The following is a 24,597-nucleotide window of genomic DNA, read 5'->3' as shown; positions in this document are numbered from 1 at the left end:
ATGTCTCAATTTAAGTATCTGTTCACACCGATAAAAATTGGTCCACACTGGATTAAAAATAGGATATTGAGTACTGGGCACATGACCACTTTTGTTAAAGATAACTTACCTACCGACCAATTCATTGCCTATCACGAAGAAAGAGCAAAGGGAGGCGCTGGGTTAATTGTAATAGAGGCAAATGCTGTCCATTGGACGGCTGCGTTTACCTCGCATACGATTATGGCTTATACGGATGAGATGCTCCCTTATTATAAAAAATTAGCAGAAGCTGTTCATCCCCATGGAACTAAAATGTTTGTCCAACTATTCCATCCGGGAAGAGAAGTATTCCCTTCAGGGGGGGCCATAGCAGTAGCCCCTTCTTCGATTCCAAATGATCGATTTCGGGTAATGCCCAAGGAACTAGAAGTAGAAGAAATACAAGAGATTATAAATGGTTATGTGGAAACGGCGGAAAGGGTAAAAAAAGGCGGACTGGACGGGGTAGAAATTGTCGCTTCACATGGTTATCTTATCAGCCAATTTTGGTCTTCGAGACTTAACCTGCGAACCGATCAATATGGTGGATCATTTGAAAATCGGCTGCGTTTCTTAAAAGAAATCATTGAGGGTATTCGGCAAAAAGTAGGAAGTGAAATAGCAGTTGGTATGCGTGTGAGTGTAGATGATTATGAGACAAATGGTTCTACTTTTGAGGAGGTAAAAGAAATACTGGTGTATATCGAAAAGGAAATTGGAGGATTAGACTACTTTAACTTAACCGGAGGAAGCTCTGCCACACTTATGAGCTCTATTTTTATTGCGCCGCCATCCCCTGTCCCTCCAGCACATTTTTCAGCTTATTCAGGGAAGATGAGGGAATTATTATCTACACCTGTATTCGTGAATTCAAGAATCAATGATCCTGTCATGGGTGAAAAGGTTTTGGAAAGCGGGCAGGCAGATATGGTGGGAATGACCCGTTCTCTTATTTGTGACCCTCACATGCCTAATAAGGCAATGAGGGAAGAGATGGAGAAAATTCGGTATTGTATTGGGTGCAACCAAGGGTGTATTGGACATATGCATAATGATTTACCCATAACGTGTATTCAAAATCCCGTTACCGGCAGAGAGTTGCAATTCGCTCATATGTCAAAGGCCAAAAATATCAAAACGGTAATTGTTATTGGCGGAGGTCCATCGGGGATGAAAGCAGCTGTTATTGCAGCGGAAAGAGGCCATAAAGTTACTTTATTTGAGAAAGAAGAAGAATTGGGGGGACAGGTGAAATTAGCACGCAAAATACCTGGACGTGAAGAGTTTGGGGAGCTGGTAGCTAATCTAAAGCGTGAGCTGGCCTATCACCGTGTTGTTGTAAAAACAAATACGAATGTAACCAAAGAATTAATTCTCTCGCATCAGCCTGATGAAGTGATCGTGGCAACTGGAGCAACCCCCTATATTCCGAATGTTTCCGGTATTCATCTTCCAAGCGTAATAACGGCTTGGGATGTGTTGATGAAAAAAGAACCGGTTGGAAAAAAGGTTATTGTAGCTGATTGGAAAGGTGACATGCCAGGTATAGGTGTAGCTATATATTTAGCTGAGCAAGGACATGAAGTGGAGTTAATCAGTGCTTGTTATCAAGTTGGATATGGTCTTCAACAGTATGTACGAGATGTGATGCTGTCCAAACTGCATTTATTAGAAGTGAAAATGACACCACAATACAATCTTCATAGGGTAGAAGCAGCAAATATTACATTTGAAAACATTTATACTGGGCAAATGTTGGTAAGGAATCAAGTAGATACGCTGGTGCTTGCCACAGGAAACCAACAAGTTGTAGACATTTATTATCAATTAAAGGGATCCGTACCAAGTCTTCATCGTATTGGGGATTGCATGTTGCCTCGAACGGTTGAAGAAGCAATTCTTGAAGGATTTGAAGTAGCCGCTAATTTATAGACAAATGAGAAGCCCCATTCTCATGGGGAATAACGAATCTTATAAATTAAAATTGGATAGATTAATAGTTTAATGTAACTGAATCATATAGAAAGTATGTAAAGGAGTAAAATGTATGCGTTATTTAAATTACATTAATGGCGAGTGGGTAGAACCATTTTCCGGATCTTACAATACAAATTCAAGTCCAATTGATGGCCGGGAACTGGGGGAATTTCCTGCTAGTTCAGTAGAAGATGCGCAGAGGGCGATTGCCTCAGCAAAAGGTGCTTTTTCATTATGGAAAAGCCTATCTTATAAGCAACGGGCATCCTATCTATTGGCAGCAGCAGCAATTTTGAAAGATAAAGTAGAAGAAATAGGTTATGACTTAACGTTAGAAGAAGGAAAAACAATAGCTGAAGGTATAGGAGAAACACAGCGAGCTATAAGTATTCTGGAATTTTTCGCGGGAGAATCTGCCCAATCGATTGGCAGTGTAATTCCTTCATCCAATGAGAAAACACTGATTTATACTAAGAGAATACCATTAGGACCTGTTGGATTGATTACTTCTTGGAATTTCCCAATAGCTATACCGGTATGGAAGCTGGCACCTGCTCTCATTTACGGAAACACAGTCGTGATGAAATCTGCCGACCTGACGCCTAAATCGGTTTATCATGTAATAAGTGCATTTCATGAAGCAGGCATACCACCGGGAGTCATTAACTGCGTGTTTGGAAGTGGTAGGGTCATTGGAACGGAGCTTGTCAAAAATCCTGATATTAAAGCAATATCTTTTACCGGATCAAATAAAGTTGGAAATGGGATTAAGGAACTGGCTATTAGCACTGGGAAAAAAGTGCAATTAGAAATGGGCGGGAAAAACCCATTAATTGTGTTGGCAGATGCAAATATTGACAAGGCGGTTGACCTAGCCATTAAAGGAGGATTTCTATCAACGGGTCAGAAATGTACTGCTACCAGTCGAGTCATCATAGAAGAAAAAATTTATGACGAATTTCGGACTAGATTAATCGAACAGACAATGTCACTTAAAGTAGGAAATCCCTTAGAAAAAGATACCTTTATGGGACCGTGTGTTTCCCATTCACAGCAAGAAACAGTACTTTCATTAATTAAAGCAGGAAAACAGGAAGGATTATTACTTTACGGGGGAGAAACACTGCAAAATCCAAATCTTCAGCAAGGCTTTTATATACAGCCGACCATATTTGAAATTGATTCTCAAGAAGCGCGTATTGCTCGAGAAGAGATTTTTGGACCTGTCATTGTACTTTTAAAAGCAAAGGACTATCACGAGGCCATCCGGTTTGCAAACGATACAGAATTTGGACTTAGTGCATCCCTTTGTACGAATAATCTTAGCCTAGCCCAAGAATTTATTGATGAGATAGAAGTAGGTATGGTTCATGTGAATTCAGAAACCACAGGTGCTGAGCCGCAAGTGCCATTTGGAGGGGTGAAAAATTCCAGTTATGGACCGAGAGAACAAGGGAAAACTGCCATTGAGTTTTATACTCAAGTGAAAACCATATATGTTGATCAATTATAGTTGACCAAAATATCGATGTAAGTTATGAACATCATAATTTAGAGATTGGATAACAATCTCTTTTTTGTGCAGATAGAGATCATTTATTTTAAAGTATATTGAAAATTATTAATATTAGTAATGTTGTGATAATTATGTTAGAATAAAGATGCAAATTGTGTTCAGTTAACAGAAAAATCTGATTAGTTAAATGAAATGGGCGATAAGGAATTTTATTTTAAAAAAACTTTCTAATGGTGGTATTGGATGATTAAATTTAAAACTGCTTTACCATTACGTACCTTCAAGGGACAACTTTGTAAAAACTTAAAGCAATTCCTAGATGTGTCAAATTTTCTTTATATCCTTGTAGATAGCCAAGAAGGGGTTCAGGGGATCGTAGATGAAATGAGCTTTTGGAAACATGTCGCGGTAAAAGGCTGGGAATCCGAAATAAGTGGCTGTTTTAACGATCGTTTTATCATGATTGAAAATGAGGAAGTGCTTATTTCTGAAGCAGGCACGAATCCTGATGTGGAGTACTTTATTTTGCGGGATTCTCTGGATGTATATAGGGTATATAGCAGCTTGGAAATTGAAACTACCGCCCTACGCCAGCATAATAATTCTCTCCTAAATAATGTTGATTTATTAAATAGAGAGATGGATTCACTTCGTCAGCAGGTCAATCAGTTAAAATGCATCCTTGATTCCTCCTATGATGAAATTTTTGTCACTGATGGACAAGGAAACACATTATTCGTCAGTGAAATTTCTAAAAAAATTACGGGTTTCCCACCGGAACTCTTTATAGGAAAGAACGTTAGGGAACTTGTTAACCAAGGTCTCGTTGAAAACTCCGTTAGTCTTGAAGTGATTAAAACCAAGAAAATAGTGTCTCGCCAGCAGACTTATACCAATGGAACAACGGTTTTGGCTACTGGAAAGCCGGTTTTTAATGATAAAGGAGAGATTAGTCTCATTATTATTAATTCGAGAGATATATCGGAACTTGTCAAGTTGCGCAATCAAATTGCTTATGCCAATTCTGTTATTGATCGTCAAAAACAATTACTATCTGATTTTCAATCAAATCCCCTTTTGGAAAGGCTGAATACGCGTTCCGAAAAAATGTTCTCTATTATTGAACTTATTGAAAAGGTGTCCCCAACTGATTCTTCTGTGTTAATTGAAGGGGAATCAGGAGTGGGAAAGAATTTATTGGCTCGCCTTATCCACGATAAAAGCAGAAGATATGATTGGAATTTTGTACAAATAAACTGTGGTGCTATATCTCCTTCCTTAATTGAGGCGGAATTATTCGGGTACGAGCCCGGATCTTTTACAGGGGCTAACAAAAGCGGGAAAATCGGCCTAGTAAAACAAGCGGATGGGGGGACTTTGTTTTTAGACGAAATAGGGGAACTACCAATGGACCTGCAAGTCAAGCTTTTGCAGCTCGTACAGGAAAAAACCTTCATCCCGGTTGGTGGCACCAAGGAAATAAAAGTGGACATCCGGATTATTTCTGCAACCAATAAAAATCTCAAGCAGAGAGTAAAGGATAATCTTTTCCGAGAGGATCTGTACTATCGGCTTTATGTGGTTCCAATCACCGTACCACCTTTACGCGAGCGTGTAGAAGATATAACCTTGCTAATAGAATATTTTCTTAAAAAGTTTAATGATAAGTATGAACACTCTATTATGATCGACGACGAGGCAATCAATCTTTTAAATGGCTATGAGTGGGGCGGGAATGTGAGGGAGCTTGAAAACCTTATCGAACAATTAATCGTGACTGCCAGGGGAGCAGTGATTTATGAAATCGATTTACCCTCTTATATTGTAAAAACGCAGGAGAAAACAACGCCAAGGGTAACCGTATCTGGTATTCTTCCGCTAAAAATAGCTGTGGAAGAAACGGAACGTCAGCTTCTAAAAAGGGCACAGGAAAAGTACAAAACCTCCCGTAAAATGGCTAGAATACTAGAAGTGAATCAGACGACAATTATTCGGAAAACACATAAATATAATTTAAATTTAAGTAATGAAGAAGAGTTTTCCGGCTTGTAAAAAGGGATTGTTTATCAGTGACCTCCAAATATAGGAGTATAGCAAGGGTAAGTTTGGTTGAACACATTTTGCATCGATTGTTCATTGTAGAATGTAATTCATTTTTTTAAGTCCACTTTGTGGTTGACATGAATAAAGCGATGGCAGGTTCCGTAAATGATATCATCATCTATTAGTATATCGAACCTTTATTGCATCAATAGATGCTTAATAGGTTCGATTTTTTCCGCATAATTTGTAGAATCTTACAATAAATTCCTGAAATTTAAAAAACTTTCCTAGAAGACCTCAATATTACTATATGTCCAGCAGTTTTCTTTGATTTTTGAAAAAGTGGCATAAAAATTGCATTTATAAAGTTTGTACTACTTAATGAAGATTTAACTATAAAACTAATAAATTAGGAGGAATTTTTTTATGGAAAAAACAGTCTCTAAGGCTATTTTGAATGCAAAAACGTATATTAACGGGATGTGGATGGATGGTGAAGGAGAACTTGTTGAAGTTGTTAGTCCTGTAAATGGAGAAATTATCGGTAACTACAGAAATAGCTCAATCGAACAAGTGAATTTAGCTATTAAAAGTGCAAAAGAGGCTCAGAAAGAGTGGGCAAATGTTCCATTATTAGATAAATTAGATTTACTTAAGAAAGCGGAAGAGCTCGGAAGAACAAAATATGGGGAAGAGATGGCCCGCTATATTACGTTAGAAATGGGAAAAACAATCACAGAGGCTCGTGAAGAAGTCTATGAACTTGGTATCTCTAACTTTGAACATGCGATTGGAGAAGTCCAAAGATTTAGAGGGTCTACACTGCCAAGTACTTTTGAAAGAACAAATAATAAAAGAATTCATATCACCCATGCTCCAATCGGAGTTGTAAGCGTAATCACACCATGGAATTTCCCGGTATCTCTATCAGCTGAACTTATCCCTTATGCATTGGCAGTGGGAAATACTGTAGTGTTTAAACCATCTGAAATTACCCCATTTAGCACTGAATTGCTGATTAGGCTATTTGATGAAGCAGGTTTTCCACCAGGGGTAGTTAATTTAGTTCAAGGAAAAGGGGACGTTGGAAACCGAATTGTAACTCATGAAGATGTACGTGGGGTTTGCTTTACAGGAAGTGCTGCTGTAGGTGAAAAGATCGCCCAAGCTGCTGGGTTAAAGAGAACTCTTTTAGAGTTAGGCGGTAACGGACCTCAAATTGTTATGGAAGATGCAAATTTAGAGGAAGCTGTAGAAGCTGCAATTAATGGTTGTTTTTATAATGCCGGCCAAGTGTGTACAGCAGCTGAACGAATCTTAGTTCATGAAAGTATACACGATGAGTTTGTTGATTTATTAGTTGAAAGAACTAAAAAAGTTCGTTTAGGTAACCCTTTAGAAGATGGTACAGAAATGGGACCATTATCGGGCCAACCAGTAGTAGATAAAATGAATGAACATATAAAGGATGCTGTCAATAAAGGTGCAAAAGTCGTTTATGGTGGGAATCACAGTGGTTTATATTATGAACCAACAATCCTCGTTAATGCAAATCAGTCTATGCTTTTAGGAAAAGAAGAAACCTTTGGCCCAATAGCACCAATTATTAAATTTAAAACTAGAGAAGAGGCAGTGGAGATTGCCAATGACACACCATATGGGCTTACATCTTCAGTATTTACATCTGGCCTAGCAGATGCCTGGTATATGGCAGATAATCTCGAACATGGAACGGTTCATATAAATGAAAGCACGAATTATTGGGATTTCCTAGCACCATTTGGCGGCATGAAGAATAGCGGGAATGGAAGGATTTTAAGCCAATGGGTATTCCAACATTTAACAGAGGTGAAACAGATTACATTTGATCCAACAAAAGCAAAGCGGAAATAATCTTTTGTACAAAAAGCATGATCAATACTCCATAGCAAACTAGGAAGTAGAATGGAAGTGGTCAGTTGTTTCCCTTGACTGGCCCGCCGTTCTACTATCTTTTCTATCCATTTGAAGCCTTATGATAATTAATGAACTAGCAGGACTAATTCCTCTCACACCGAACATTCAATTTCGAAAATATTATTCTTAGTGTTTTATATATTTTTTTAGTTTCTAAAAATGAAGTGGGGGTGTTTAAAATACATACCAGGAATATGATGGGTTCTAATGACTTTGATATCGAGGTAAAGGGACAGAGTGCTTTATTGGAAGAAATTTTTGAAGGATTTAATGAGTATGATCGTATTGGTGTGGTAGTAAGGGAAACAGCAGGCGGAATCGGGGCCAGTGCACTTCTTATGTCAGCTGTAGCCCGGTTCTATGATTTCTTCCGACCTCAGCTTGGGTTTAAGCCTGACCAACTTGTCATTTATCCTCAGTTCTATATTTTTCATGTTGGAAAAAAACAATCTAGTTATTATTATCTTGATATTTGGCCGCCACACAAGGAAGTTGTGGTCGAAGATGAACCCGAACAGATTCTCGGAGCCATTAATGACCGGGGGATTACTAGATTGCTTGTAGAAGATATTCCACCAGTTAAAGCAAACTTTTTGAGAGAAACAGTGAGTGCTGCTAAACATCAAATAATTACCGCTTTAGCATACTCTCCTACTGGAAATGTAAAAGACTCTGATGTGAAAATAACTAGTTGTGAGGCTGCTGAAAAATGTGTTTTCGATAGTCTTCAAAATTCAAAGGAGCTCTCAAAAGATGTTGTTGATGGTATATTAGAATATCGGAAAAAATTAATGATTAATGGTCGAGTAACTGAAACTTATCGGAAAATCGATTTAGAGACAGCCTTAAATTTGCTTTCTCCTAAGAGTAGTGTGACAGGAGAACGTTATTATGCACTTTTAGAAGAATAATAATAGGTGATTGGATAAAGAAAAGTTTTACTCATTCGGAGGGAATATTTCTTGCAAGTGAATTTTCATCACTAATATGATAAGCGCTGTTTTGGTACGATTTATCGACAAAAAATTTCCCCGGAAACTTGACGATGTTCGTTTTCCAAAAGGCTTTGTCCCGGTTTATATCAAACGTTTGATTAAAAAAATAAGCGTCGGTAGCAGTCGATTCGTAAAGAATGGTGTTGGTTTTAACCATTTGGTTGGCTAATCCATATTTCATCTATTTCCGCATACTAAAGCCAGCAGGGAATGCCGGTAGAGAGTCCGAAAGCAAGAGAAAAAAAGGCCCGATAAAAAGGGCCTTTTTCCTACTCCATTCATCTTATTAGTAGAACATAAAGGATGCACCAACGATGATAAGGAGAATGAATAGTACAACGATTAACGCAAAATTATTTCCATGCCCGCTCATTTATTACACCTCCAGCATTGATTCTTTACACCAGAACGTGTATTGGTCATTAATAAATAAAAGCAGTACCAACAATAATTAAAAGGATAAATAATACTACGATTAAAACAAATGTACTGCCTCCGTAAAAACCACCGCCATAGCCATAACCACCGTATCCAAAGCACATAATGATCACCACCTGTTAGAAGATCTTAAATAGAACTTTCACTATGTATCATATTTCATAAAACAAAAGTGGCTTGGACAACTATCATATTGGTATCGAAAAATATACGATTTTCCTAAAAATGCAAAGAACGTCTGCCTTTATAGGCAAACGCTCTTTCATGAAAAGAAGGTAATGTAGAATATGTTGGTTCTACGCTGGTGGTAATCATAATATATGTACAAGATCATAAAATGGCATGGACAAGGGCTGATATGAAAGAATTAATTCTTGGTCTGTTCTTAAATAAAAATTTCTCAAAATAGGCTTAATCGGTTGGATACTCATTTAAACGATTGCATAGTCTAGAGTGTAGCCGAAAACCCATGTTCTTCCTTAACGCAAAGATTTGTTAGAGTAATCTCAATCAAAAAAGCCCAACTTGGGCTTTTTTGTATGTTTAATACTTTCTGCTTAATAAAAGAATACATGACCAATGGTATGGAATAAACTCATGTTAATGCAGTGATTTCTAATTCAAGAATCGAACCGGCGCCTGAATGGGCACAGCAAAATACGGAAAGTGATGTCCAAAGTGAACATAAGGATGTTGTGGATGGTAGTGATGGTACAATGACAATGGATATCCGTATCCCATGTGGGTTCCAATAAAAGGATATGGTATATGACCTGTTCCATAAGGATGATACATAGATTTTCACCTGCATTTTTAAAGGGAATTGTCTAACCTGCTTCATGTTATGGTCTGTAACTAGAAAAGAGCTTATCAATATTCAAATTAGGTTATTACCTACAAAGGATGACTTTTTTTTATTAAACGAAACCTTATCCTTTTTAATGATTACATTTGTGATTTTTCCATGTACTGTCATTCTATTTTTGTCCCACTTATAGCGGTTATCATTGCTCATGCAATCGGTTATGGTCCAGCCTAATATAGGATGGTTAGATTTTATAGTGGGGACACCGACTAAGAAAAAGTTTTTAATCGTATTTGCATTCGCTTTAAAAAATTCAAAGCATAAATAAGGAACATTTTATAATACCCCCATCCAAAAGGACGGGGGTATGCATGTTAGAAGGATTAAACTGAAATAACTAATTTCTGGTGGTCGCTTCGCTGGTACTACTCCTTTTTGCAGCCTTTTTTAATTTCCTTGCGAACCACCGGAGCTACCTCCGTGGCAAATAGCTCTATGCTTTTAGCCACCTGATTAAACGGAACACCACCAATGTCCATTTGAGCTAGAAAGCGTTGATGCCCGAACAATTCATACTGTCGGAGAATTTTTTCAATCATTTCTTGGGGACTCCCGACGAACAAGCTGTTATTTGGACTAACCATTTGCTCAAAATCAGCTTCAGTGATATTATGTAGCATCCCGTTTTTCATATAAGACTTGAAGTAATTGGTATAATAAGGATAGAATTCTTTTTTCGCCTGTTGTGATGTTTTACTAAGATAACCATGTCCACCAACTGCCACCTTAAGTTTTGCTGGAATATGTCCTGCCTTTAATCCTTCACGCCGGTAGGCCTCAACGATTGGCTTAAAATAGCCAGGGTCTCCTCCTAGCACCGCTAACATTAGCCCTTGTCCCAGCCTGCCTGCTCGTTCTGCACTTTCTTGTGAACTTCCAACACCAATCCAAACGGGGATTCCCTGTTGAATGGGCCTAGGAGCAATCTCCGCGCCTTTAAGCTCCGAGCGGAACTGACCTTTCCAAGTAACGTGCTCATTCTCATTTAGTTTTAATAATAGATCTATCTTCTCTGCGAATAAATGATCATAGTCATCCAAGCTATAGCCGAACAGTGCAAATGATTCTAAAAACGCCCCTCTTCCTGCGACTATTTCTGCACGACCATTTGAAATAATATCTAATGTTGCAAAGTCCTCAAATAATCGGACCGGATCTGCTGTACTTAAAATAGTCGTTGCACTGATTAACTTAATTTGACGGGTAACTTGAGCGATAGCCGCTAATAAAACCGGTGGTGAGGATACAGCGAAATCTAAACGATGGTGCTCACCAATCCCAAACACATCCAGTCCCGCATCATCTGCCAGCTTGGCTGCCTCTACAATCTCATTTATACGTTGTTTTGCATTTATGATTTGACCAGTATAGGGATCTCTAAGTAGTTCCCCAAAAGTATAAATACCCATTTCAAATCCAGAATCATTTAATTTGATCTCTTTCCCCATAGGTCTCCTCCAACAAAGGTTATTGGGTCCGCGCGGAACTTATTCATCCGCTTTTAAATATGTATATGATGATTTTTTTGGCCAATCCACTTTAAATGATTAAAAAAAGTAAATTTTAAATGGTTACGCAAGGTTAGAGGAACCAATCTTCATCCTCTAAAACGACCTTCTGCCTACGGTATAAATCCTATTGGTAAGAAAAAAAGGATGTTGATTTTGAAATATTTGGGAAAGTCTATTCCTTATAGAGGATATTTTTTAAAGACTAAGTACAAAAAAACAAGAATTATGTCGAATGATATAAGCGTTAAGCAAAAAGTCCGATCACATTAAGCAAGACAATGAGGTAATCTTCCTATAAAAAAAGTAAACTTTTTTAAGATTACATAACCTATCTATGTCTTTAATAATTAAAATTCTAAATTTAAACGTTTTTGAGGTGCAACTATGTCATTAAATATTAAGAGTAAAGTGTTAGAGAAGAAAAAAAAGAAGGAAATGCTCGTTCGTAGATTAGATTTGCTGCTGCAGCAAAATAAAAAATTGCAGACTGATAGAAAAGAATCGTAGACTCCAGAACTTGCCCCTGCACTTCATTTTATACATAAGTGGACTGGATATGCATAAATGTCAGGACAATAAAGAGTTCCTTGCCCTTGGTACAGCCCCAAGCGCCCCTCCGAGTGAAACCGTACCATGAATCATCCCCAGCAAATTTCAAAAGTTTTACAAAAAAAATGACTCCTACCAGAAATAATGTATCTTTTTTCTGGTAGGAGCCATTAGCCTCTCGGCTTTTATGATGAACTCCATTGATTATATATACTAGAAAGGAAAAGTCTTCATTTACCGTTCCAATCATGATGAATGGAGCTTTTTATTCTTTGCCCAATGCTGAATGTCTTTTTCCATAGCTAAAGTAAATAATTAAACCAATCAATAGCCATACGATGAAACTGATCCATGTTATGGATGGAAGTTGCAGGACTAAATATCCGCAGGATAGGAAGGCTAGGATTGGAATCCATGGTACAAACGGAACGCGGAAACCTTGTTTTGGCGGACCTTGTTTTTTACGTAAAAACAAAATGCCGATCGAAACGGACATGAACGCAAATAGCGTGCCGATATTCGTTAATTCAGCCAGCTTACCAAGTGGGATTAAGCCAGAAAAAATAGAAACGAGAACAAAGGTAATCCACGTATTTACAACCGGTGTTTTCGTTTTCTTATTTATTTTTGAAAAAGCCTTTGGAAGCAGTCCATCTCGGCTGATGGAATAAAACAAGCGGGTTTGTCCATAAACCATGACGATTAGAACGGTTGTAATCCCAGCAATGGCTCCAAGGGAGATGAAACCAGCAATCCAGTCCTGATGAATGTAATTAAGTCCAAATGCGACAGGATTTTTTACATCAAGTAATTGATAGGGAACAATTCCTGTTAATACCGCTGATACTGCCACATATAGAATCGTACAGACGATCAGGGATGCAATAATTCCAATTGGCATATTGCGCTGTGGGTTTTTTACTTCTTCCGCTGCTGTTGAGACTGCGTCAAAACCAATATAGGCATAGAAGGCTGTTGCAGCTCCAGCTGTTACCCCTGAGAATCCGAACGGCATAAAAGGAGTCCAGTTAGCAGGCTTCACATACCATGCACCGACACCAAGAAATAGGAGAACAACCAATATTTTTATAATTACCATGATGGCATTAAAACGTGCTGATTCTTTTGCTCCTCTTGTTAACATGAATGCGACGATCAGAGTGATTAAAATGGCTGGTACATCTATATACGTACCATGTGCCGGGTCATATGCGCTCGAGATGGCTTTAGGAAAGTGGATCCCAAATCCGGCAATTAAACCTTGAAAGTAACCCGACCATCCGCTGGCAACAGAAGCACTGGCAAATCCATATTCGAGAATTAAATCCCAGCCTAGGATCCAGGCGATAATTTCGCCAAAAGTGGCATAACTATAGGTGTAAGCACTGCCTGATACGGGTACCGTAGAAGCAAACTCTGCATAGCAAAGGGCAGCGAACACACAGACGAGCCCAGAAATAATAAAGGATAGGACTAGGGCTGGACCTGCATGTTGGGCTGCGGCGACCCCGGTCAGAACAAAAATTCCAGTTCCAACAATGGCGCCAATTCCGAGCATCGTTAAGTCAAAGGCGCCTAACTCTTTCTTTAATGAAACCTCTTTTCTTCCTGACTCTTTTATTAAATCTTGAATGGATTTTTTTCTAAACAAATCCATATGATAGTTCCTCCTCAAATCAAAATCAACTAAATATTCTGATAAAATGAACAAATAAGAATCATAGCGATTTTTGTCGAATTTCACAACGAAATTAATAATATAATTTATTTTGGAAAAAATCAATATTTTCTAAAGACCATGAGGACGGTTCTGCTGGCTTTTTTTTTGAGCATGAGAACCGTCCCTGTGGAATCGAAGATATTTTACATAGGTTTTACCAATTATTAAAATTTGATTAAAATTCTATAATCCAGTACCTTATTTCTTGATTAAGCCAATCTCAATCAATCTTTCATACCTTTTTCACTTGTAGTAATTAATGCTAAGATAAACAAGTACTACAATGATCGAATGGAGGGGTATAAATGAAATTAGATGAATTTACAGTTGGGCAGATTTATAAAACAAAATTATTCAAATTAACAAAAGAGGATATTATGAGGTTTGCAGCGGAATATGACCCTCAATATATGCATTTGGATGAGGAAAGGGCAAATCAGGGAAGGTTTCAGGGAATCATTGCTTCCGGTATCCATACGCTAGCCATTTCATTTAAGCTTTTAGTGGAAGAAGGAATCTATGGGGACGATATCATTGCAGGAACACAGATGAATCATCTTAAATTTATGAAGCCCGTGTATCCTGGAGATGAATTGCAAGTCATTTGTAAGGTTATGGATAAAAAAGCAATGAAAAATCAAACGGGGATTCTTACGTTACAATTATCTACATTCAATGATAAAGAAGAAAAAGTTTTTGAGGGCGAGATGTCCACATTGATGGAGCGATGAAGGGGAGACCGAGGGGACGGTTCTGCCGGCTTTTTTATTCCAAGAAATTTATAAAATAGACCAAGAGAACCGTCCCTGTGGAACCTACAACTCTTGTTGAGCAGGCCGAACAATCATCTCACTTACAGCTACGTCTGCTGGTTGTTCAATGGCGAAGCTAATCGCAAGGGCAATATTTTCGGCTTCAATCGCACCTTTGTACAGTTCATCGAATGCCGCTTTTAGTTTAGGTTCTGTAATCGTTTCTGTTAATTCGGTGCTAATCGCTCCTGGCGAGATAATGGTTGTACGAATATTGTTGCGAAACTCTTCTTTGCGGAGACCTTCCGTAATGGCACGTACGGCAGATTTGGTAGCACTATAAACTGAACTAGCTGGCCATACTCCGTATCCGGCAACGGAAGAAAGATTAATAATATGACCCGATTTTCTTTCTCTCATGGATGGAAGGCAAGCCGCTATTCCATAAAGTACGCCTTTAATATTGACATCAATCATTGTATTCCATTCTTCAATTTTTTTCTTATAGAGGAATGATTGAGGCATTACGCCTGCATTATTCACTAAGACATCGATTTTCCCAAACTCTTTCAGAGTATACTCCGCTAACTCTTCCATTTGTTCATGCGAAGTCACATCTGTCACCTTGTATGTAGCTTGTCCGCCATTTCTTTGAATCTCTTCTTGCAGTTTCTTTAGACGATCTTCACGTCGAGCCGCCAGTACCAACTTCGCCCCTTTTGATGCAAGTTCTTTTGCGGTCGCTTCCCCAATTCCGCTGGAGGCGCCTGTAATGATCACCACTCTATCTTGAATCGTAGACATTCTGGATAACATCCTTTCTTAATACTATTATGGGTCAGCCAAAAAAATCGCCCGGGATAACGGATTTTTGGCTATCATCAGTTTAACACTTTCAAGAGTGAACATGGGACCGGGCTTGTTATTTGAACCATGAGAACCGTCTATTTGGTGTACTGCTTTAGTGATGGGAGTGGTCAGTTTTTCCATGCAATTTGGGGCACTTTTCGTAGTAATTATCCAAGGAAAGCCAAAAAATAAATATTGATATAATTCCTAATCCGATACTTGTTATTCTACTCATATTGGTAATAACCATAATGACATCAATAAACAATGAAATTATTACGAGCGAAATCGTTATTGCATTCCTTAAAACTCTAGTTGATGAAGGTTTCTTTTTGACCTCTTCAATTATTGGTGACGGTTCCAAAAGAGGATGTTCCATCTTATTCATCTCCATTCGAGTATTTTTAAAGATTATACAAATAAATAATTATAGTTACTATCCACTAGGAAAAATGTTTACATTATTTATAAAAATTTAACAAAAGATAATGCTCCATATCCTCCTCATCTCGTTCAATTTGTTCTGTCTTTCCAGAGAGTTAGAAGGACAAAAACCAATGAAAAAGCTGGAAACTGTCTTTCCAGAGTGCTGGAAGGACAAACTCTGTTGAAAAAGCTGAAACCTGTCTATCCAGAGTGTCTGGAGGGACAAAATCTAATGAAAAAGCTGGAACCTGTCTATCCAGAGTGTCTGGAAGGACAAAATCTGTTGAAAAAACTGGAAACTGTCTATCCAGAGTGTCTGGAAGGACAAACTCTGTTGAAGAAGCTGGAAACTGTCTTTCCAGAGTGTCTGGAAGGACAAAATCTAATGAAAAAGCTGGAAACTGTCTATCCAGAGTGTCTGGAAGGACAAAATCTGTTGAAAAAACTGGAAACTGTCTTTCCAGAGTGGCTGGAAGGACAAAATCTGTTGAAGAAGCTGAAACCTGTCTTTCCAGAGTGTTTGGAAGGACAAAATCTGTTGAAGAAGCTGGAAACTGTCCTTCCAGAGTGTCTGGAAGGACAAAATCTAATAAAAAAGCTGGAAACTGTCTTTCCAGTTTGCTCGAGGGACAAAATCTGTTGAAAAAGCTGAAACCTGTGTCTGGAAGGACAAAATCTGTTGAAGAAGCTGAAACCTGTCTTTCCAGAGTGTCTGGAAGGACAAAATCTAATAAAAAAGCTGGAAACTGTCTTTCCAGTTTGCTCGAGGGACAAAATCTGTTGAAAAAGCTGAAACCTGTGTCTGGAAGGACAAAATCTGTTGAAGAAGCTGAAACCTGTCTTTCCAGAGTGTCTGGAAGGACAAAATCTGTTGAAAAAGCTGGAAACTGTCTATCCAGAGTGTCTGGAAGGACAAAATCTAATGAAAGAGCTGAAAACTGTCTTTCCAGAGTGTCTGGAAGGACAAAATCTGTTGAAAAAGCTGGAAACTGTCTATCCAGAGTGTCTGGAAGGACAAAATCTGTTGAAAAAACTGAAAACTGTCTTTCCAGAGTGTCTGGAAGGACAAAATCTGTTGAAGAAGCTGGAAACTGTCTTTCCAGAGTGGCTGGAAGGACAAAATCTAATGAAAAAGCTGAAACCTGTCTTTCCAGAGTGTCTGGAAGGACAAAATCTGTTGAAAGAGACGATCCTATTTTGTTTCTACAATTAATTGTTAATTTTGTAAAACAATCTGACCTTTCTCCTTCCCGAAAGGCATTGAGGAAGGTATGATGAAACATGGCCATATTATTGCAGTTGACAATTTATGATGGCTGATTATAAAATTTAATGGAATTGAATATTAAAACCTGTCTTCGGATGTGGATTTTTCTAGAGTAACTCTAGTTTCGCCACACAATTACCTTATTGGTAATTGTGTGGCTTTTTTTATTGTAAAGGCTGTGTTAAAGGACAATGTTGATTTTTTGACCTTGTTGATTGGAGCGGAAAGCGAAGTGCCTGGAGCGGAAATCAACAACTAGGTTTAACAGAGTCTTATTGTAAAAAAGGAGGTAAAGATTTTGAAACTTTGGCATTATGCATTAATTGTATTTTTAGGTGGATGCTGTTACGGAGTATTATCAACATTTGTCAAACTTGCCTACTCAGCAGGTTTTTCAGCGCCAGAGGTAACAGGTGGACAATTCTTTTTCGGAACCGTGCTGATTTGGATCGTTTTTTTGTTTACAAAAAAGGCAAAAGTAACGTTTAAACAAATCTTCAAACTGCTAGTATCCGGAATTCCGGTTGGCTTATCAGGTTTATTTTATTATCAGTCACTGCAAACACTTGATGCTTCATTGGCCATCATTTTTTTATTTCAATTTATTTGGATGGGTACGCTTTTTGAGTGGATATTTCATAAGAAAAAGCCGTCCAAAGAAAAGCTTGTTTCTATAGCCATCCTACTCATTGGTTCTGGTTTAGCTGCAAATATGATTTCACAAGAGGGAGCTGCTCTCTCGTGGCAAGGAACGATTTGGGGTGTGCTTGCTGCTTTCATGCATACCACTTTCATTTTTCTGAGTGGTTCAGTTGAGAAAGATACTCCTCCGGTGCTAAAAAGTGCTCTTCTTACTACCGGTGCATTAATCGTTGTATTTGCATTGTATCCACCAACATTTCTATTCGACTTTTCTGTCTTAACGGGCTTGGCGCCATACGGGCTATTTCTTGGTTTATTTGGAGTTGCTCTTCCACCGCTTTTATTTTCAATTGGAATGCCGCATATTGGACCAGGGCTTGGCACCATATTAGTTGCTTCCGAACTGCCAGTAGCCGTTACCCTGTCTTCGTTCGTTTTGACGGAACCCGTAAGTTGGTATCAGTGGATTGGAGTATTCCTCATATTAGGAGGGATTATAAGTGGGAATGTCCGGTACGGCAAAAGAAAAATCGATTCTTTTGATGAACAAAAGATGGCCCAATGAGAGGGTATGAATAGGGTGCAATAAAAAACGAATGTCCCATGAAAATGGTAATTTAAAAGTAGGGGAACGTGCGAATAGTAGTTTACAGCGTTATATACTTAAGAGAAAAATGATCTGAGCCAGGTGCCCGCCTGGCTTCTCGTTATTTGAAATTATTAATTGATATAGACCAAGAGAACTGTCCCTGTGGAATTAAACCCCTCCCGTACTGCCTTTTACAAATTTAAAAGGTTTAATAACGACGACAACTTGTTAATTTCCGCGAGTGGCTTATGGTCGGTTAATGGTTCCCGGCTCCGGTGGTTAAACCAAATCGCATTCCAACCAGCTGAAATCGGCCCCACGACATCATTTTCCCAGGTATCCCCTACATAGAGGAGGTGCTCCGCAGGGAGATCAATCTTTTTTGCGGCTGTATGAAAAAGCTGGGGATTTGGTTTGGCAAAACCGACTTGGTCGGAAATAAATATCAACTCTTCATTAATAAAATCTTGAAGTCCGAGCTGGCTGATTTTATTTTGCTGATGAGTGATAGGACCGTTTGTAATGAGCCCAACCTCGATCCCTTTCCTCTTTAAGGCGTCGAAAACAGAAGGGACTTCTGTAAATAAGATGGGGGTATTTAGATTATTTTCATAGTTCTCCTGAAATCGCACGGCTTCTTGCTCAGATATCCCTTTCCCCAGGTTTTCTAATGTTGCTATGATTCTGTTGATCCTAAGCTGCTCCAAAGAAATGTTTCCTTGCGTGTAATCCTTCCAAAAATAATCACTATAATATCTGAACTTTTTATAAGCGGTATTAAGATCAGGCATGGATGGCCAATGATGAATTGTATCAAGCAGCGCCTTGGCAAAAGGGGCCTGATGATCATGCAGCGTATCATCCAAATCAAAAAAAACAGCTTTAATCTCCATCACAATCTCCTTTCCATTAACGAGACCATGCCTACTGGCCCTCTCCCAAAAAACAAGAGAAGCGGCCCTGCGGCTTTATAATTCTTTAACCGTTTCGCCTTCAACTAATTCCGGCTGATAGTAGTTTTCATTTGGTAAATCTTTCTTTCCTTGTAACTTTTTAATGACCCAATCCGCTGCATCACGTCCCATTTGTTCTTGTGGGTGTGTTAATGTAGTTAGCTTGATATTTGCATTTTTGGCAATATAAGAATTGTCCTGGCCAATAATGGATAGTTTTTCCGGTACAGAAATATCCAGTTGTCTGCATACATTTGCCACTTCTAACCCTACCTCGTCGTTATAGCAAACCATTGCCGTCAACACGTCTCTATTTTCAATGAGGAACTTCTTCAAGTTACTGGATAGGTCCGGCTTCGTCTCTGTAGTATAGGAAAGCACTTGCTCCGGTTGAAATCGCAATTTGGCTTCTCCAAGCGCTTTAATGTACCCCTTCATACGAAACTTTCCTTGTAAATCATCGGTTTTTGAAATCAGTCCAATTTGTGTGTGTCCCTTTGAAATCAACTCTTTTGTTGCGAGATAGCTGGATTGCACATCATCTAGACATAAAAAAGGAACTTCCAATTCTTCATAATACGCATTGATCATGATGAAGGGGACATCCTGCTCCTTAAACGAGAGGTAGTAAGCAATATTGGGATTGTACAAATTGCTTTTCGTAGGTTCAATGATCAATCCATCCACGCCATAGGACAACATCATTTCCAATGCCTTCTTTTCTTGTTCTACATCGTTATTTGTACTGGCTAACAGCAACGAATAATTATCCTCCTTCAATCTTCTTTCAATTCCGCGAATAATGGAAGGGAAAATGTAATCCGAAATGTAAGTCGTGATGACCCCAATCGTTTTATTCGTAGAATTTCCACCGGATTTTGATTGATATTTGTTACTGACGTACGTGCCAGATCCTTTTTCACTTCTTAGGAATCCCTCATTCGCCAGTTCTAAAATGGCCTTTCGAACCGTGTGTCTGCTCACATTGTACGTTTCTTGCAGGTCGGATTCAGTTGGAATTTTTTCGTCTAACTTGTAATCTCCTGAAAGTATTTTACTTTTAATCTCATCAATGATGATCTGATACTTTGTTTTCATTTATCTCACTCTTTCTAGTTGTTCACTTACGAATGAATTCGCTCGAAAAATTTGTATGGACATATTTTACCATAGTTTTAAATAAACCAACATATCACGCTTGTTTTTTTAAAAAATACCAATTTCCTGGTTGTATTTCATACGAATATTTTATCCCCAATAAGGAGAGTAGGGCAGAATCATATCGAAACTACATGTATGGACTTTTTTATAAAATTATTGACAAATGTACGTACAGAAAATATACTAGGGTTGTAGATAAGTTAAGCAAAAGGAAATCGACTCCTTACGAAGATAAATCATGACAGATGAAATTGAAACCGCTATCGGAAAGGGGATTCATGTGAAAACGAATCGAGCAGACATAAAACAAGCGATTGCCAAAGGAGAAACTTCCCTTGGAATCGAATTCGGATCCACACGTATCAAAGCGGTGTTGATTGATCATCGTTTTGAAACCATAGCCTCTGGAAGTTATGAGTGGGAAAACCGCTTGGAAGATGGATTTTGGACGTACAACTTAGTCGATATTATCACTGGATTGCAAACAGCTTATAGTGAAATGAAACAAGAAGTGGAACGGAATTATGGGATTACCATTCGAACCATTGGTTCCATTGGATTTTCTGCCATGATGCACGGTTATATGGCATTCGATCGTACTGGCGAGCTGCTTGTTCCGTTTCGGACTTGGCGCAATGCAACAACTGGTGTTGCAGCAAAAGAATTAACGGATCGATTCCGGTTTAATATCCCTGAACGGTGGAGTATTGCCCACTTATATCAAGCCATATTAAATGAGGAAAGTCATTTGCCCCGGATTGATTTTATTACCACTTTAGCTGGATATATTCACTGGTTACTAACGGGTAAGAGAACAATCGGCATTGGGGATGCTTCGGGCATGTTCCCCATTGATGAATCGACACAGGATTACCATGAAGCGATGGTCCAGCAATTTGATGAACTCATTGCACCAAAAGGTTATCCATGGAGGCTAAGGGATATTCTTCCCGAAGTTTGTATATCAGGCGAACAGGCAGGTACCTTAACTGAAGTTGGAGCAAAAATTCTCGATCAATCACAAAATCTGCAACCGGGCATTCCGCTTTGTCCGCCGGAAGGTGATGCCGGAACAGGGATGGTGGCGACGAACAGTGTGAGGAAACGGACTGGAAACGTCTCAGTCGGAACTTCCGTTTTTGCCATGATTGTTTTAGAGAAAGAACTTTCAAAGGTATACCCGGAAATTGATTTGGTCACGACACCAAACGGCAGTCCGGTGGCAATGGTCCATGCGAATAACTGTTCAAGTGACCTCAATGCCTGGCTAGGATTGTTCCGTGAATTTTCGGAGGCAATGGGACAAAAGATTGAAACGAACCAATTATTTGAAGTGATGTTGAATAAGGCGCTCGAAGCTGACTCAGATGGCGGCGGGCTGTTAAGCTACGGTTATTTCTCAGGTGAAAATATTACAGGGTTAGAAAAGGGACGGCCATTATTTGTCCGGACACCCGAGAGTCATTTCAATTTAGCGAACTTCATGCGGACTCATCTTTTTACCGCTTTTGGAGCTTTGAAAATCGGAATGGATATTTTAACAAAGAATGAAAGCGTGGCCATTGATAGCATTTTAGCTCACGGAGGTTTATTTAAAACCCCCGTTGTTGGACAGAAAATTGTAGCAGCTACCATGAATGCACCCGTTTCCGTGATGGCAACGGCCGGGGAAGGCGGAGCGTGGGGCATGGCGATTCTTGCATCTTATATGATGAACAAACATCAAAATGAAAGTTTAGAAGAATTCCTTGACCTAAAAGTGTTTGAAGAGGTTGATAGGATTGAAATGTATCCTGACCGATTAGACGTTAAAGGATTTGAAGCATTTATCGAACGATACAAAAAAGGTTTAATGATTGAACAGGCTGCAGTAGAAACCTTGATCGTATGAGTGGGAAACGGGAGGAATGAACGTGTTAGAACAACTGAAAGAAGAAGTATTTCAAGCCAATTTGGACTTACCGAAGCATGGACTTGTGAAATACACATGGGGAAATGCAAGTGGCATTGATCGCGAAAGCGGTTTATTCGTCATCAAGCCCAGCGGTGTTGATTATGAAAAGATGAAACCGAGTGATATGGTGGTGGTTGATTTAGAGGGCAAGGTGGTTGAAGGAGAGTTGAACCCTTCATCCGATACACCGACACATGCCGTACTGTATAAGCATTACCCGGAAATCGGAGGCATCGTGCACACTCATTCCACTTGGTCGACCATTTGGGCTCAAGCAGGTCTTGATGTTCCTGCGATGGGAACCACACATGCAGACACCTTCTATGGTCCCGTTCCATGTGCCCGCTTTTTGACACAGGAGGAGATTGATAGTGGGTATGAAGTGGAAACCGGTAAAGTCATCATTGAGACATTTGAAGAGCGCGGTTTGGATATTTTGGCCGTTCCCGGTGTCTTACTGCATGGCCATGCTCCATTTACGTGGGGGAAAGATGTAAAAACGGCTGTCATGAATAGCGTGGTGTTGGAAGAAGTTTCGAAGATGAATTTATTTGCCCGAGAATTAAATCATTTTGCTGAATTATTACCACAACGTATTTTAGATAAGCACTACTTGAGAAAACATGGGAAAAATGCCTATTACGGTCAAAAACAACACATTCTATCAAACTAAGAAAAGAGGATCATAATGACCACAACAGAAAAAAAAGAGTTTTGGTTTGTCGTAGGTTCACAGCACCTTTATGGGAATGAAGCGTTAGCAGAAGTCAAAGCACATGCACAAACGATGACCGATGCATTAAATGAAAGCGGTGTTTTCCCTTATCCACTTGTATTGCAAGATTTGGCTGTTAGTGCCGATAAAATCACAAGCATTATGAAAGAAGTCAACTATCGGGACGAAGTTGCCGGTGTCATCACGTGGATGCATACGTTCTCACCTGCGAAAATGTGGATTCGCGGAACCAAATTATTGCAAAAGCCATTGCTTCACTTAGCAACCCAATTTAATGAAAGCATTCCTTGGGCCACGATTGATATGGACTTCATGAACTTGAACCAATCTGCTCATGGAGACCGTGAGTATGGCTTTATCAATGCCCGTTTGAAAAAACAAAATAAAGTGGTCGTCGGTTATTGGCAACGCGCTGAAGTGCAAAAGCAAATTGCAGAATGGATGGACGTAGCAGTTGCTTATAATGAAAGCTTTAACATCAAAGTTGCCCGCTTTGGCGATAACATGCGGAACGTTGGCGTTACCGAAGGGGATAAGGTCGAAGCACAAATTCAATTTGGGTGGACAGTGGATTACTTTGGTATCGGTGACCTTGTTCAATACGTGAATGCTGTTACGGACGAAGAAATTGATGCATTATTTGCAGAATATGAAAACCTTTATGAATTTGATTATGGTCCATACAGCAGGGAAGATTGGGAGAAGAGCGTAAAAGTTCAAGCGAGCTATGAAATCGCCATGAAACGTTTCCTTGATGATGGCGGTTACAATGCCTTCACAACGAACTTTGAAGATTTATATGGGATGAAACAGCTTCCTGGTCTTGCCGTTCAACGTTTGATGGAACAAGGATATGGCTTTGCTGGTGAAGGAGATTGGAAGACGGCGGCGCTCGATCGCCTGCTCAAAGTCATGAGCCATAACCAATCAACCGGCTTTATGGAAGATTACACCTATGAATTAGCGGTTGGTCAAGAATCAGCCCTTCAATCCCATATGCTTGAAGTAGACCCCACTTTGGCAAGCAACAAACCAAAAATTATCGTCTCTCCATTAGGGATTGGGAATCGTGAGGATCCGGCACGTTTAGTATTTGACGGTAAAGCAGGAGACGGTGTAGTGGTTTCCATGGCCGACTTTGGAACCCATTACAAGCTGTTGATCAACGAAGTTTCTGCCTTTGAGCCGACTGTTCCAGCACCAAACCTTCCAGTGTCCCGTGTCATTTGGAAGATTCGGCCGAACTTCCAGGATGGGGTGAAAGCTTGGATTGAGAATGGCGGCGGTCACCATACAGTGGTTTCTTTGAATTTAACAACAGATCAAATTATCACGTATGCAAAACTTGTTGATTTGGATTATGTTGTGATTAAATAATGACTTTTCTCTCCGAGGAGGCTTTGCTTCCTTGGGGGTATTAGTACTTTCCATTGGAAGCGATATCAGTATTCCGAAAATTGGAAAATGATAGAGGGACAATAAGCGTTATAATCAAAACATGGTCTCCTTATTTGTAAGCGGGATCATGGATTTTAGGAAAAGTTGAAAGCGTTTAATCAAGCGGAATGAAACTATGTGATTTATAGGGAAAAGCAGTTTTTATTTCTTAAAAAGCCATCCTTATTTTAAGTAGTAGGATTTTTAACAATATAATTTTAAAACCTTGAGGGGGAACTT

At 39.2% G+C, this 24,597-nt stretch carries 21 protein-coding genes; 12 read left to right on the top strand and 9 right to left on the bottom strand.

Features of this window, described 5'->3' with window-relative positions; all coding sequences use genetic code 11:
- The 5 genes from RCG21_RS00335 (at nucleotide 1) to RCG21_RS00315 (ending at nucleotide 8,424) form a co-directional block, all read left to right on the top strand.
- A complete protein-coding gene (locus tag RCG21_RS00335) occupies nucleotides 1-1,953 on the top strand; it encodes an oxidoreductase (protein WP_308912664.1) in 1,953 nt (650 codons plus the stop codon).
- A 115-nt stretch (nucleotides 1,954-2,068) separates the two neighbouring features.
- Nucleotides 2,069-3,511: an aldehyde dehydrogenase family protein gene (locus RCG21_RS00330; RefSeq protein WP_308912663.1), complete on the top strand. Its 1,443-nt coding sequence runs from the start codon at nucleotides 2,069-2,071 to the stop codon at nucleotides 3,509-3,511.
- Between the two features lie 246 nt (nucleotides 3,512-3,757).
- Entirely contained in the window at nucleotides 3,758-5,566 is a 1,809-nt protein-coding gene (locus RCG21_RS00325) for a sigma-54 interaction domain-containing protein (protein WP_308912662.1), read from the top strand.
- A gap of 417 nt (nucleotides 5,567-5,983) precedes the next feature.
- Nucleotides 5,984-7,450 carry an aldehyde dehydrogenase family protein gene (locus tag RCG21_RS00320; protein ID WP_133333151.1) on the top strand — a complete coding sequence of 489 codons (1,467 nt, stop codon included), beginning with the start codon at nucleotides 5,984-5,986 and terminating at the stop codon, nucleotides 7,448-7,450.
- A 233-nt stretch (nucleotides 7,451-7,683) separates the two neighbouring features.
- The gene (locus tag RCG21_RS00315; protein ID WP_308912661.1) at nucleotides 7,684-8,424 is read left to right on the top strand and encodes a hypothetical protein; all 741 of its coding nucleotides are present in this window, start codon (nucleotides 7,684-7,686) and stop codon (nucleotides 8,422-8,424) included.
- Between the two features lie 31 nt (nucleotides 8,425-8,455).
- On the opposite strand, the gene RCG21_RS00310 is transcribed toward RCG21_RS00315, so the two are convergent.
- The 5 genes from RCG21_RS00310 to RCG21_RS00290 all read right to left on the bottom strand — a co-directional run bounded on the left by RCG21_RS00310 (nucleotide 8,456) and on the right by RCG21_RS00290 (nucleotide 11,259).
- Nucleotides 8,456-8,689, bottom strand: a complete 234-nt coding sequence (locus RCG21_RS00310) for a hypothetical protein (protein ID WP_133333152.1) — start codon at nucleotides 8,687-8,689, stop codon at nucleotides 8,456-8,458.
- Between the two features lie 105 nt (nucleotides 8,690-8,794).
- A complete protein-coding gene (locus RCG21_RS00305; protein ID WP_133333238.1) occupies nucleotides 8,795-8,881 on the bottom strand; it encodes a YjcZ family sporulation protein in 87 nt (28 codons plus the stop codon).
- Between the two features lie 49 nt (nucleotides 8,882-8,930).
- Nucleotides 8,931-9,050 carry a YjcZ family sporulation protein gene (locus tag RCG21_RS00300; RefSeq protein ID WP_308912660.1) on the bottom strand — a complete coding sequence of 40 codons (120 nt, stop codon included), beginning with the start codon at nucleotides 9,048-9,050 and terminating at the stop codon, nucleotides 8,931-8,933.
- A gap of 511 nt (nucleotides 9,051-9,561) precedes the next feature.
- The gene (locus RCG21_RS00295) at nucleotides 9,562-9,741 is read right to left on the bottom strand and encodes a hypothetical protein (RefSeq protein WP_308912659.1); all 180 of its coding nucleotides are present in this window, start codon (nucleotides 9,739-9,741) and stop codon (nucleotides 9,562-9,564) included.
- Nucleotides 9,742-10,176: 435 nt separating this feature from the next.
- The gene (locus RCG21_RS00290) at nucleotides 10,177-11,259 is read right to left on the bottom strand and encodes an LLM class flavin-dependent oxidoreductase (protein WP_133333153.1); all 1,083 of its coding nucleotides are present in this window, start codon (nucleotides 11,257-11,259) and stop codon (nucleotides 10,177-10,179) included.
- Nucleotides 11,260-11,706: 447 nt separating this feature from the next.
- On the opposite strand from RCG21_RS00290, the gene RCG21_RS00285 reads away from it, so the two are divergent.
- Nucleotides 11,707-11,829, top strand: coding sequence for a hypothetical protein (locus RCG21_RS00285; protein ID WP_308912658.1), 123 nt, complete (start codon nucleotides 11,707-11,709; stop codon nucleotides 11,827-11,829).
- Between the two features lie 307 nt (nucleotides 11,830-12,136).
- Here the strand turns inward: RCG21_RS00285 and bcaP are convergent, their stop codons facing one another.
- Nucleotides 12,137-13,528 carry a branched-chain amino acid transporter BcaP gene (bcaP, locus tag RCG21_RS00280; protein ID WP_133333154.1) on the bottom strand — a complete coding sequence of 464 codons (1,392 nt, stop codon included), beginning with the start codon at nucleotides 13,526-13,528 and terminating at the stop codon, nucleotides 12,137-12,139.
- Between the two features lie 368 nt (nucleotides 13,529-13,896).
- Between bcaP and RCG21_RS00275 the strand changes: the two genes are divergently transcribed.
- On the top strand, nucleotides 13,897-14,322 hold the full coding sequence (locus RCG21_RS00275; protein ID WP_308912657.1) for a MaoC family dehydratase: 426 nt from the start codon (nucleotides 13,897-13,899) through the stop codon (nucleotides 14,320-14,322).
- An 84-nt stretch (nucleotides 14,323-14,406) separates the two neighbouring features.
- Here RCG21_RS00275 and RCG21_RS00270 read toward each other — a convergent pair whose 3' ends face one another.
- Nucleotides 14,407-15,147: an SDR family oxidoreductase gene (locus tag RCG21_RS00270; protein ID WP_308912656.1), complete on the bottom strand. Its 741-nt coding sequence runs from the start codon at nucleotides 15,145-15,147 to the stop codon at nucleotides 14,407-14,409.
- Nucleotides 15,148-15,828: 681 nt separating this feature from the next.
- Here RCG21_RS00270 and RCG21_RS00265 point away from each other — a divergent pair.
- Nucleotides 15,829-16,893, top strand: coding sequence for a hypothetical protein (locus RCG21_RS00265; RefSeq protein ID WP_308912655.1), 1,065 nt, complete (start codon nucleotides 15,829-15,831; stop codon nucleotides 16,891-16,893).
- 290 nt (nucleotides 16,894-17,183) lie between these two features.
- Nucleotides 17,184-18,092, top strand: coding sequence for a DMT family transporter (locus tag RCG21_RS00260; RefSeq protein WP_308912654.1), 909 nt, complete (start codon nucleotides 17,184-17,186; stop codon nucleotides 18,090-18,092).
- A gap of 215 nt (nucleotides 18,093-18,307) precedes the next feature.
- Here RCG21_RS00260 and RCG21_RS00255 read toward each other — a convergent pair whose 3' ends face one another.
- Nucleotides 18,308-19,009 (bottom strand): HAD family hydrolase, encoded by a 702-nt coding sequence (locus RCG21_RS00255; RefSeq protein ID WP_308912653.1) that lies wholly within the window; start codon nucleotides 19,007-19,009, stop codon nucleotides 18,308-18,310.
- 75 nt (nucleotides 19,010-19,084) lie between these two features.
- Complete coding sequence (locus RCG21_RS00250; protein WP_308912652.1) at nucleotides 19,085-20,167, bottom strand: GntR family transcriptional regulator; 1,083 nt, start codon at nucleotides 20,165-20,167, stop codon at nucleotides 19,085-19,087.
- Nucleotides 20,168-20,468: 301 nt separating this feature from the next.
- Here RCG21_RS00250 and RCG21_RS00245 point away from each other — a divergent pair, with 301 nt between their 5' ends.
- Genes RCG21_RS00245 through araA form a run of 3 tightly spaced genes read left to right on the top strand, consistent with a single transcriptional unit; the run spans nucleotide 20,469 to nucleotide 24,297 of the window.
- The gene (locus RCG21_RS00245; protein ID WP_372512537.1) at nucleotides 20,469-22,121 is read left to right on the top strand and encodes a xylulokinase; all 1,653 of its coding nucleotides are present in this window, start codon (nucleotides 20,469-20,471) and stop codon (nucleotides 22,119-22,121) included.
- Between the two features lie 22 nt (nucleotides 22,122-22,143).
- On the top strand, nucleotides 22,144-22,857 hold the full coding sequence (locus RCG21_RS00240; RefSeq protein WP_308912651.1) for an L-ribulose-5-phosphate 4-epimerase: 714 nt from the start codon (nucleotides 22,144-22,146) through the stop codon (nucleotides 22,855-22,857).
- A 15-nt stretch (nucleotides 22,858-22,872) separates the two neighbouring features.
- Nucleotides 22,873-24,297 (top strand): L-arabinose isomerase, encoded by a 1,425-nt coding sequence (gene araA, locus RCG21_RS00235; protein ID WP_308912650.1) that lies wholly within the window; start codon nucleotides 22,873-22,875, stop codon nucleotides 24,295-24,297.
- Nucleotides 24,298-24,597 lie beyond the last annotated feature (300 nt).

This window comes from Bacillus salipaludis (assembly GCF_030938565.1).
Lineage (GTDB): Bacteria > Bacillota > Bacilli > Bacillales > Cytobacillaceae > Neobacillus > Neobacillus salipaludis_A.
Note: the sequence above shows the minus strand (reverse complement) of the source record. Positions and strands in the feature narration are given on the sequence as shown.

Bases quoted from the DNA above. Each gene is read 5' to 3' on its own strand.
- RCG21_RS00335 (WP_308912664.1), top strand. From the start codon at position 1: ATGTCTCAATTTAAGTATCTGTTCACACCGATAAAAATTGGTCCACAC.
- RCG21_RS00330 (WP_308912663.1), top strand. From the start codon at position 2,069: ATGCGTTATTTAAATTACATTAATGGCGAGTGGGTAGAACCATTTTCC.
- RCG21_RS00325 (WP_308912662.1), top strand. From the start codon at position 3,758: ATGATTAAATTTAAAACTGCTTTACCATTACGTACCTTCAAGGGACAA.
- RCG21_RS00320 (WP_133333151.1), top strand. From the start codon at position 5,984: ATGGAAAAAACAGTCTCTAAGGCTATTTTGAATGCAAAAACGTATATT.
- RCG21_RS00310 (WP_133333152.1), bottom strand. From the start codon at position 8,689: ATGAAATATGGATTAGCCAACCAAATGGTTAAAACCAACACCATTCTT.
- RCG21_RS00305 (WP_133333238.1), bottom strand. From the start codon at position 8,881: ATGAGCGGGCATGGAAATAATTTTGCGTTAATCGTTGTACTATTCATT.
- RCG21_RS00300 (WP_308912660.1), bottom strand. From the start codon at position 9,050: ATGTGCTTTGGATACGGTGGTTATGGCTATGGCGGTGGTTTTTACGGA.
- RCG21_RS00295 (WP_308912659.1), bottom strand. From the start codon at position 9,741: ATGTATCATCCTTATGGAACAGGTCATATACCATATCCTTTTATTGGA.
- RCG21_RS00290 (WP_133333153.1), bottom strand. From the start codon at position 11,259: ATGGGGAAAGAGATCAAATTAAATGATTCTGGATTTGAAATGGGTATT.
- RCG21_RS00285 (WP_308912658.1), top strand. From the start codon at position 11,707: ATGTCATTAAATATTAAGAGTAAAGTGTTAGAGAAGAAAAAAAAGAAG.
- bcaP (WP_133333154.1), bottom strand. From the start codon at position 13,528: ATGGATTTGTTTAGAAAAAAATCCATTCAAGATTTAATAAAAGAGTCA.
- RCG21_RS00275 (WP_308912657.1), top strand. From the start codon at position 13,897: ATGAAATTAGATGAATTTACAGTTGGGCAGATTTATAAAACAAAATTA.
- RCG21_RS00270 (WP_308912656.1), bottom strand. From the start codon at position 15,147: ATGTCTACGATTCAAGATAGAGTGGTGATCATTACAGGCGCCTCCAGC.
- RCG21_RS00255 (WP_308912653.1), bottom strand. From the start codon at position 19,009: ATGGAGATTAAAGCTGTTTTTTTTGATTTGGATGATACGCTGCATGAT.
- RCG21_RS00250 (WP_308912652.1), bottom strand. From the start codon at position 20,167: ATGAAAACAAAGTATCAGATCATCATTGATGAGATTAAAAGTAAAATA.
- RCG21_RS00245 (WP_372512537.1), top strand. From the start codon at position 20,469: ATGACAGATGAAATTGAAACCGCTATCGGAAAGGGGATTCATGTGAAA.
- araA (WP_308912650.1), top strand. From the start codon at position 22,873: ATGACCACAACAGAAAAAAAAGAGTTTTGGTTTGTCGTAGGTTCACAG.